This is a genomic window from Bradyrhizobium sp. SHOUNA76, from assembly GCF_023006445.1.
Taxonomy (GTDB): Bacteria; Pseudomonadota; Alphaproteobacteria; order Rhizobiales; family Xanthobacteraceae; genus Bradyrhizobium.
This window is the reverse complement of sequence record NZ_JALBHA010000301.1, coordinates 1-8,024: the sequence shown is the minus strand read 5'-3', so window position 1 is coordinate 8,024 and position 8,024 is coordinate 1. Positions and strand designations below refer to the sequence as shown.

Annotated in this window: 9 protein-coding genes; all 9 read right to left on the bottom strand. The window is 64.3% G+C overall.

Going from position 1 to position 8,024, the window contains the following annotated elements:
* The coding region (locus MOV74_RS25185; RefSeq protein WP_309486834.1) for a flagellar motor protein MotB at positions 1 to 713 on the bottom strand (713 nt) is incomplete at its 3' end.
* A 6-nt stretch (positions 714 to 719) separates the two neighbouring features.
* The gene (locus MOV74_RS25180; RefSeq protein ID WP_246928814.1) at positions 720 to 1,412 is read right to left on the bottom strand and encodes a hypothetical protein; all 693 of its coding nucleotides are present in this window, start codon (positions 1,410 to 1,412) and stop codon (positions 720 to 722) included.
* A complete protein-coding gene (fliF, locus tag MOV74_RS25175; RefSeq protein WP_246928812.1) occupies positions 1,409 to 3,034 on the bottom strand; it encodes a flagellar basal-body MS-ring/collar protein FliF in 1,626 nt (541 codons plus the stop codon). The genes MOV74_RS25180 and fliF overlap by 4 nt, the downstream gene beginning before the upstream one ends.
* A 303-nt stretch (positions 3,035 to 3,337) precedes the next feature.
* On the bottom strand, positions 3,338 to 4,249 hold the full coding sequence (locus tag MOV74_RS25170) for a flagellin (RefSeq protein WP_246928809.1): 912 nt from the start codon (positions 4,247 to 4,249) through the stop codon (positions 3,338 to 3,340).
* Positions 4,250 to 4,516: 267 nt separating this feature from the next.
* The gene (locus MOV74_RS25165) at positions 4,517 to 5,422 is read right to left on the bottom strand and encodes a flagellin (protein WP_246928807.1); all 906 of its coding nucleotides are present in this window, start codon (positions 5,420 to 5,422) and stop codon (positions 4,517 to 4,519) included.
* A gap of 240 nt (positions 5,423 to 5,662) precedes the next feature.
* The gene (fliP, locus tag MOV74_RS25160) at positions 5,663 to 6,403 is read right to left on the bottom strand and encodes a flagellar type III secretion system pore protein FliP (RefSeq protein ID WP_194404177.1); all 741 of its coding nucleotides are present in this window, start codon (positions 6,401 to 6,403) and stop codon (positions 5,663 to 5,665) included.
* Complete coding sequence (locus MOV74_RS25155) at positions 6,400 to 6,843, bottom strand: flagellar basal body-associated FliL family protein (RefSeq protein WP_246928805.1); 444 nt, start codon at positions 6,841 to 6,843, stop codon at positions 6,400 to 6,402. The genes fliP and MOV74_RS25155 overlap by 4 nt, the downstream gene beginning before the upstream one ends.
* 39 nt (positions 6,844 to 6,882) lie before the next feature.
* Positions 6,883 to 7,584, bottom strand: a complete 702-nt coding sequence (flgH, locus tag MOV74_RS25150) for a flagellar basal body L-ring protein FlgH (RefSeq protein WP_246928803.1) — start codon at positions 7,582 to 7,584, stop codon at positions 6,883 to 6,885.
* Positions 7,585 to 8,024, bottom strand: a 440-nt coding sequence (locus MOV74_RS25145) for a MotE family protein (protein ID WP_246928801.1), incomplete at its 5' end; no start/stop codon positions are given.

Below are 8,024 nucleotides of genomic sequence, written 5' to 3'. Positions count from 1 at the left end.
AGCAGCGGCGACAGATTTGCGGACGATGCATCCGTGCTCGGAGCCACGCTTCCGCCAGCATCGTCCGCCCTGGCACGGCGCGCCTGCGGCTCGTTCTGATTTGTGCCGGACGCGCCGTCGCGCGCGGAGGCATTCGGTTTGGACTCGCTTTCGATCATGCGATCCGCGTCCTTGGACGCTTGCGGCGCCAGCTTCCAATAGCCGGGGTCGAAGGGATCACGGTAGGCGTCGCCGCCCTTGAGACCATCCTCTTCGGCGGACGAGAGCGCGCCGGCGCGCCGCTGGCCCGAGGCCTGGTTCGCGCTGCTCGCGATCTCGGCGAGCGTCGCGTAGGGGTCGCGGAACAGCACCTTCTCTTCATAGAAGGGCGGCTTCTCGGCCGTCGGGGAATCGCCGCGGCGTTCTTCGTTCGGGCCTGCCGGTTGACGCCGGCCGTCCTGACCTTCGAACGACGACGGCTCTTTCTTGGAAAGATCCTTAAGACCCTTCGGCGCAGGCGCGTTCTCCGCGAGCTTGATCGGGTTGAAATAGCTCGCGACCACCTGCTTCTGGTCCTGGTTGAGTGCGTTGAGCAGCCACATGACCAGGAAGAACGCCATCATCGCGGTCATGAAGTCCGCGTAGGCGATCTTCCAGACGCCACCGTGATGCGCCTCCTCAGCGAAGGCGCTGCGCCGGCGGACGATCACGAGCTCATGTTTGACCTCTTCCATGGCGGATTACCGGCGCGCTTCCTTCAGGCGTTCGCTCCAGGCCGAGATCTGCGTCTCGATCACGGTCTGATCGGCCACGGCGCGAACCTCCAGCGCCTCGGCGGCCTCGTATTCGATGCCGACTCGCCTGGACGCCTCAAGCTGTGTCTTCACGAGGTCGAGCAGCTCGCTCGGGCCGGTGACCTTGAACGCCGGCACCGACGAGTTGCCGGTCAGGGCCGCAATCTGCTCCACCAGCGATCCGATCGCCTTGTCGCGGACCGCGTCAGCGAGGAAAGGCAGCAATATCCGCGCAACGGAGCTTGCGATGTTGGTCTCGATCTCGCGGCAAGCCGCCTCGAAGCCGCTGACGATCGCGACCGCCTGCTGGTCGGACCATTTGGCGCGCTCCTCGCCGAGCCGGATCGCGCTGCGGACGCGCTCCTCCGCAAGCCTGGCATCGCCCTCCGCGACGCCGGCCGCATGGCCGCGCCGGTAAGCATCATCCAGGAGATTTGCCGCCGGGGCTTCCGCCTTCGGCGCCGGAGGCGGCGACTGGGGCAGAGGTTGCGGGTGAGCCTGAAGCTGCGGTTGAGGCTCGCGCACGATCTCCTTCGGCCTTGTCAGCACGTCCTGGATCCTGGGCGGCGGAGGCGGTGGTGCCTTGGCCCGGCCGTTCGCGTCGAACTGCGTCAGGAGCTTTCCGATTGCCGCGTTCATGCCGCCTCCTCGCGTCGCATCCAGTCTTTAAGGATCGCCGCCGCCTGCGTCTGATCGAGCCGGACGATCTGCTCCAGCCGCTTCTGCGGCGTTCGCTGCATCTTGCCTTCGAGGTCTTCGACGAGATTGAGCTCGGGGTCCTGACTCTCGGCCAATGCGAGGGCCGTAGCAGCTTCGAGCTCCGCGGCCTCGGCGGCCTCGACCTGCTCCTGCTCCGCGCGATGGGTCAGAATGCCGTTCACCGCCGGCCGCAATCCGAACCAGACCAGCATCGAAGCAACGGCCAGGATCGTCACCGCGTTGATGACGCTGCCGAGCTGCTTGTTGATCATCTCGACGAAGCTGATCGGGGGCACCGGCGCCAGCTCGCGCGAGCCCTCGATGAAGTCGACGGCCGTCACCTGGATCTGGTCGCCGCGCTGCTTGTCCAGTCCGCCGGCCGTCGCCGCAAGCTGGCTGATCTCGGCGAGCTTGCTGTCGACGATGGCCTGGTTGCTCTTGTCGCCGAGATCGGCGACCAGCCGCGCGCGATTGACCAGGACCGCGATGAAGAGCTTCTTCACCAAATAGCCGTCGCTCACCGTCGTCGTGGTCTTGGACGAGACCTCGAAATTGGTGACGTCCTCGCGGCGGGTCTTGTCCTCGTTGGAGTTCTTGCCCCCGCCGGCGTTCACCTGCTGATCGGGAAGATTCTGCTGCACCGTGGTCGGCGTCGAACGATCGGCGTTCTGCGAGGATTCCTTCTCACGCACGTTCCGCACCGAACGTTCGGCACGGCTCTCCGGATCGTAGACGGTCTCGTTGATCTGCCGTTTGTCGGTGGAGAGCTGCGGCGCCACGCTGACCTCGAAATTGTCGAGACCCAGATACGGCGTCAGCGCCTTGCGGATGTTCTCCTGCACCATGCCGCCGACCGTTTTCTGAAGGCTCGCCATCTTGGTCGGGGCAGCGCTCGCCTCGTCCTCTTCGGCGAGCAGCATCGAGCCGTCGGCGTCCAGCACCGTGACCTTGTCGCGGCTCATGCCGGGAATGGCGGCGGCGACGAGATGACGGATCGACTGCGCCGTGCGCGCCTCGATCGCGCCGTCGGTGCGCAGCACGACCGAGGCCGAAGGCGGCTGCTGCGTCGCCCGGAACGAGCCGCGCACCGGCATCACGATATGCACCCGCGCCGCCTTGACGCCCTTCATCAATTGGACCGTGCGCGCGATCTCGCCTTCCAGCGCTCGGAGCTTGGTCACCTCCTGCATGAAGGAGGTCAGGCCGAGCGAGCCGATCTTGTCGAACAGCTCGTAGCCGGAATTGGCGCTGGTCGGCAGCCCTTTCTCGGCGAGCAGCATCCGCGCCTGCATGGTTTGGCTCGGGCGAACCGAGAGCGCGTCTCCGGCCGTATTGACGTCGAAGGTGATGTTCTGCTCGCGCAGCGCCGCGCCCATGCGCGTCACGTCTTCGCGGGTGAGGCCGGTATAGAGCGTCTCGAATTCGGGGCGGCTCAAATAGTACGCGCCGCCGACGACGGTGACGAGAACGGCAAAGCCGATCAATCCCAAGGCCATCAGGCGTCGCGGCCCAAGCTCCAGCAGATTGTTGAGCAGTTGCTGTACCTGCGCACGACTGAGCATATGACCTCGTACCAATGCGAACGGTGAGGACACTCCGCTGCCAACCTTGTCTGAAGGTTGCGCGAGGACACGATTGTGTCAGTTCGCAGGCACGGCGTTGCAATTTTGCAAGAAGCGGGGGCGACGCGATCGGCTTGCCGTCAACGCGCGGACGATCGGGCGCGGAACAGCGCGGTTGCGGCGTGTCGTATGAAGCCTGGCGTCGGGATTGCGATTGCGGGCACGCCTCGTGCCGTCACGTCCGCCGGTCACGGCGGGGACCGTGCTCCCCTGAGGGAGCACGGTCGTTTTCGAAGCCGTCGCTTAGCCGCGGAACAGCGACAGGATGCTCTGGCTGTTCTGGTTGGCGATCGAGAGCGCCTGAACGCCGAGCTGCTGCTGGGTCTGCAGCGCCTGGAGCCGGGTCGATTCCGCGTTCATGTCGGCGTCGACGAGCTGGCCGATACCGCGATCCACCGAGTCCATCAGCGACTTCACGAATTCCGTGTTGTTCGAGATACGGTTCTTGATGGCGCCGAGGTTGGCGGCGGACTGGCTGACCGTGTTGATCGCGCCGGTGACCTGCGCGATGTAGGCGTCGATCGTGGTCTGGTCGGCCGCCGAGTCAGTCAGCGCACCGATGTTGATGGTGTCGACCGACGCGCTGCCGCTCACCGTGTCCAGGATGCCGGCCGTAGCCGAGGTGTAGAGCGAGTAGTTGGCAACCGTCACCGTGATGGTGTTGATCGTGGGCGTGCCGCCGACGCGCGAGAACGACGACACCAGGTTGACGGTCGCCGGGGTGGAGGCGTTGGTGCTCAGCCAGTTCACGCCGTTGAACGTCGCCGCGTTGGCCACGTTCTTCATGTCCTGCTGGATCTGGGTGATTTCAGCCTGGATCTTGGTGCGGTCGATGCCGGCGGTCTTGGCTTCGACCAGCAGCGCCTGGAGCTTGGTCAGGCCGGAGTTCTGGTCGCCGATGACCTTGTTCAGGGCGGTGTATTCGGTGTCGACGGTCGCGGCCGACAGACCGAGCGAGTCGGAGACGGCGGAGAGCGCGGCGTTGTCGGCGCGCATCGAGGTCGCGATCGACCAATAGGCCGAGTTGTCCGAAGCGGTCGAGACGCGCTGGCCGGTCGAGATGCGGTTTTCGGTCGTCTGCAGGCTGGCGCTGACATTCCGGAGGGTCTGGAGCGCAGTCATTGCAGCGGAGTTGGTAAGCAGGCTGGAAGCCATCTTCGATGTCCCTTTGAAAGCAGATTGGATTTGGGGACATACCGGACTTGCACCGGTACGACAGGGCGGCATCATGCCTTTGGGCTGCGGAAATGCGCGTGAACCCAATCCGTCGTAACGGCCAGACTAGCCGGCGAAGCTTGTGCGAGGCTTGTGGCGCCGTGATCCCTTTGCAACAGGGCAGCCGGAATCATGGCGGCGGCATCGCGCCAAACGAAAGGGCCGCGCTTCTGACGAAGCGCGGCCCTCCCTAGGATCGTCCTGGACTTAGCGGAACAGCGACAGGATGCTCTGGCTGTTGTTGTTGGCGATCGAGAGCGCCTGAACGCCGAGCTGCTGCTGGACCTGGAGAGCCGCCAGACGGGTGGACTCCTGGTTCATGTCGGCGTCGACGAGCTGGCCGATACCGCGATCCACCGAGTCCATCAGCGACTTCACGAACTCCGAGTTGTTCGAGATACGGTTCTTGATGGCGCCGAGGTTGGCGGCGCCCGAAGACACCGTGCCGATCGCTGCGGTGACCTTCGCGATGTAACCATCGAGAATGGTCTGGTCAGCGGCCGAGTCGGTCAATGCACCGATGTTGAGGCTGTCGACCGACGCGCTGCCGCTCACCGTGTCGAGGATGCCGGTCGTGGTCGAGGTGTAGAGCGAGTAGTTGGCGACGGTCACGGTGATCGAGCTGGTCGTCGGCGTGGAGCCGACGCGCGAGAACGACGACACCAGATTGACGGTCGTCGGCGTGGAGGCGTTGGTGCTCAGCCAGTTGACGCCGTTGAAGGTCGCCGCGCTGGCGACGTTCTTCATGTCCTGCTGGATCTGGGTGATTTCCGACTGGATCTTGCTGCGATCGATACCGGCGGTCTTGGCTTCCACCAGCAGCGACTGGAGCTTGGTCAGACCGGAGTTGCTGTCGCCGAGCACCTTGTTCAGAGCGGTGTACTCGGTGTCGACGGTCGCGGCCGACAGACCGAGCGAGTCGGAGACGGCGGAGAGCGCGGCATTGTCGGCGCGCATCGAGGTCGCGATCGACCAGTAGGCGGCGTTGTCCGCGGCCGTGGCCACGCGCTGGCCGGTGGAGATCCGGCTCTGCGTGGTGGAGAGTTGCGAGCTGACAGACCGCAGGGTCTGGAGCGCGGTCATGGCGGACGAGTTCGTGAGCAGGCTTGACATTGCGAATGTCCCTTTATGTACGCGTTACATTTTCATCAGGGGACATACCGGGCTTGCACCGGTACGGAGGGGCGGCATCATGCCTTTGGACTGCTGTGGGTGGGGTCCAACCCGCCGTGACGCATTGCTAGCACGCCGAATCTTGCTTCCGGATTAAGATCGACCTGAATTCGTCAGCAAAATCATATGGTTAATGTTACTTTCCGCTAACCATAACCGGCCGACCGACGATCGCCGACGTTACGAGAACGAGCGCACCAATCCGGAGGCGAGCAGGTTCCAGCCGTCGATCAGCACGAAGAACAGCATCTTGAACGGCAGCGCGAGGATCGTCGGCGGCATCATCATCATGCCCATCGACATGGTCAGCGTCGCCACGATCATGTCGATCACCAGGAACGGCAGGATGATGAGGAATCCGATCTCGAACGAACGCCTCAGCTCGGAGATCATGAAGGCCGGGATGATGACGCGCAAATCGACCCGCTTGTCGTCGAACTTCTTGCGAAAGCTCTCCGCGGCGAGCGACTCGAAGGTCTGCAGATCCTTGTCGCGGACATGGGCCAGCATGAACTCGCGGAACGGATCCGTGATCTTCAGATAGGCCTGCTCTTCCGAGATCTCGTTCTTCATCAGCGGCTGGACGCCGGTCTCCCAGGCGCGGTCGAAGGTCGGCGCCATCACGTAGAAGGTCATGAACAGCGCGAGGCTGATCATGACCAGATTGGCCGGCGTGGTCTGCAGGCCGAGACCGGCGCGCAGGAACGACAGCGCCACCGCAAATCGCGTGAAGCTCGTCACCATGATGAGCAGTCCCGGCGCCACCGACAGCACCGTGATCAGGGCCATCAGCTGAATGATCCGGCCGCTGGTCGAGCCGTTTCCGGGCGGAAGCAGCGAGTTGAGGTCCGGAATCTGGGCGAGCGCCACTTCGGGCAGCACGACCATGATCAACGCGAGCAGCAGGACTTTCACTCTCACTGGATCACCAGCGTCTCAATGATCAATTCGCGGACCTTGCCCGACGAGCGGATGTTGGCGCGCTCGGTCAGGTCGTCGCGCAGATGCTGGAGCCCGCGCGATCCCTCGAACTGCGCGACGGAGGCGGACCGCAAGTAAGTGACGATGTCCTCGCTGATGTGCGCGGCCAGGATGCCGGCCTCCTCGTCGTTCATGCTCTCGGTCACCATGGAGGCCTCGATGCGGGCCCAATTGTTGGCGGGCGCGGCGAGATTGGTCACGATCGGAGACAATTTCCTGAGCCGCGCGCTGCCGGCGTAGCTCGACGCAAGCGGCGGCGGAGTCGCGCTCTTCTTCGCATCGGCGGCGCGTTCCGCGGCGGCAAACAGATGCAGTCCGGCCAGCGCGCCCGCACCGATCGCGACAAGGGTCAGCACCACGATGGCCGCAATCAGGCGCATGAAGTCCCCTGCCCTCGCACGGCCTCGCCGGCGCAGATCTCAGAATGGTGCCACGGCATCATAGATCCGATGTCCCCATCCAGGCTGCTGCACGTCGGACAGATTTCCGCGACCGCCATAGGACACGCGCGCCTCGGCGATCTTCTCGTAGGATATCGTGTTGGTGCGCGAGATGTCGCGCGGGCGCACGATGCCGCCGACATTGAGCACGCGCATCTCGGTGTTGACGCGAAATTCCTGCGAGCCGCTGATCATCATATTGCCGTTCGGCAACACGTCGGTGACGATGGCCGCGATGGACAGCTTGATGTCCTCGGTGCGATCGATCTGACCGTTGCCCTTGATCTGGGTGTTGGTGCTGAGATTGGCGTTGGCGGAGCCCTTGTCCTGCCACCCAGCAACGTCCATCAGCCAGTCGAGACCGAACTTGACCTGCGAATCGCGCGAGCGGCCGGTCTTGTTGTCGAGCTTGGCCTTGTCCTGCATCGAGATGATCACCGTCACGACATCGCCGGTGCGCCGCGCGCGGGGATCGCGGTAGAGATCGGTGCCGTCGTCCCAGGTCGAGCGATAACTGACGGGCGTGCGCATGCGCGGCGTCACCGGGATCGGATCGGCATGGGTCCGTAAGCCGGCGCCGACCGGCGACATTTGCGGGCCGGTCAGGACCTCGGACGGGTCATGGAAGCATCCGGCCAGAAGCACAGAGGCCAGCGGGAGGATGAGGATCGGCTTCTTCATCTATTTGGTCTTTCCGTCATCCACGCGGCGCATTCCGCCCAAGAGGTCGGCGAGGTGCGCCGCGCGTGCCGTATCCATCTCGTTGAAGATTGCGCTCGAGCTCCTCGGGCTGAGCTTGGCGAGCACGGCGGCGGCGGTCTCGTCGGCCATGCCGGCAATCTGAGTCGCCGCGGCATCGGGCTTCATCCGCGAATAAATCTCGACGACGCTCGCTTCGGCCTTCTTCAGGAAGTCGTCGCGTAGCGCCATCCACTTTTCATATTCGACGCGCTTGGCCTCGACCTCGGCGATCCGTTCGCGGAGCAGGCTCTCGGCCTTTTCCAACTCCTTGAGCTGCCAGGCCAGCCTCGCATCGACGGCGGGATCGGCGACGTTGCTGCAGAACAGGGCCACTTCGTTGTCCGTGGGCACCGCAGCCTGCGGCGGCGCAGGCTTCGGCG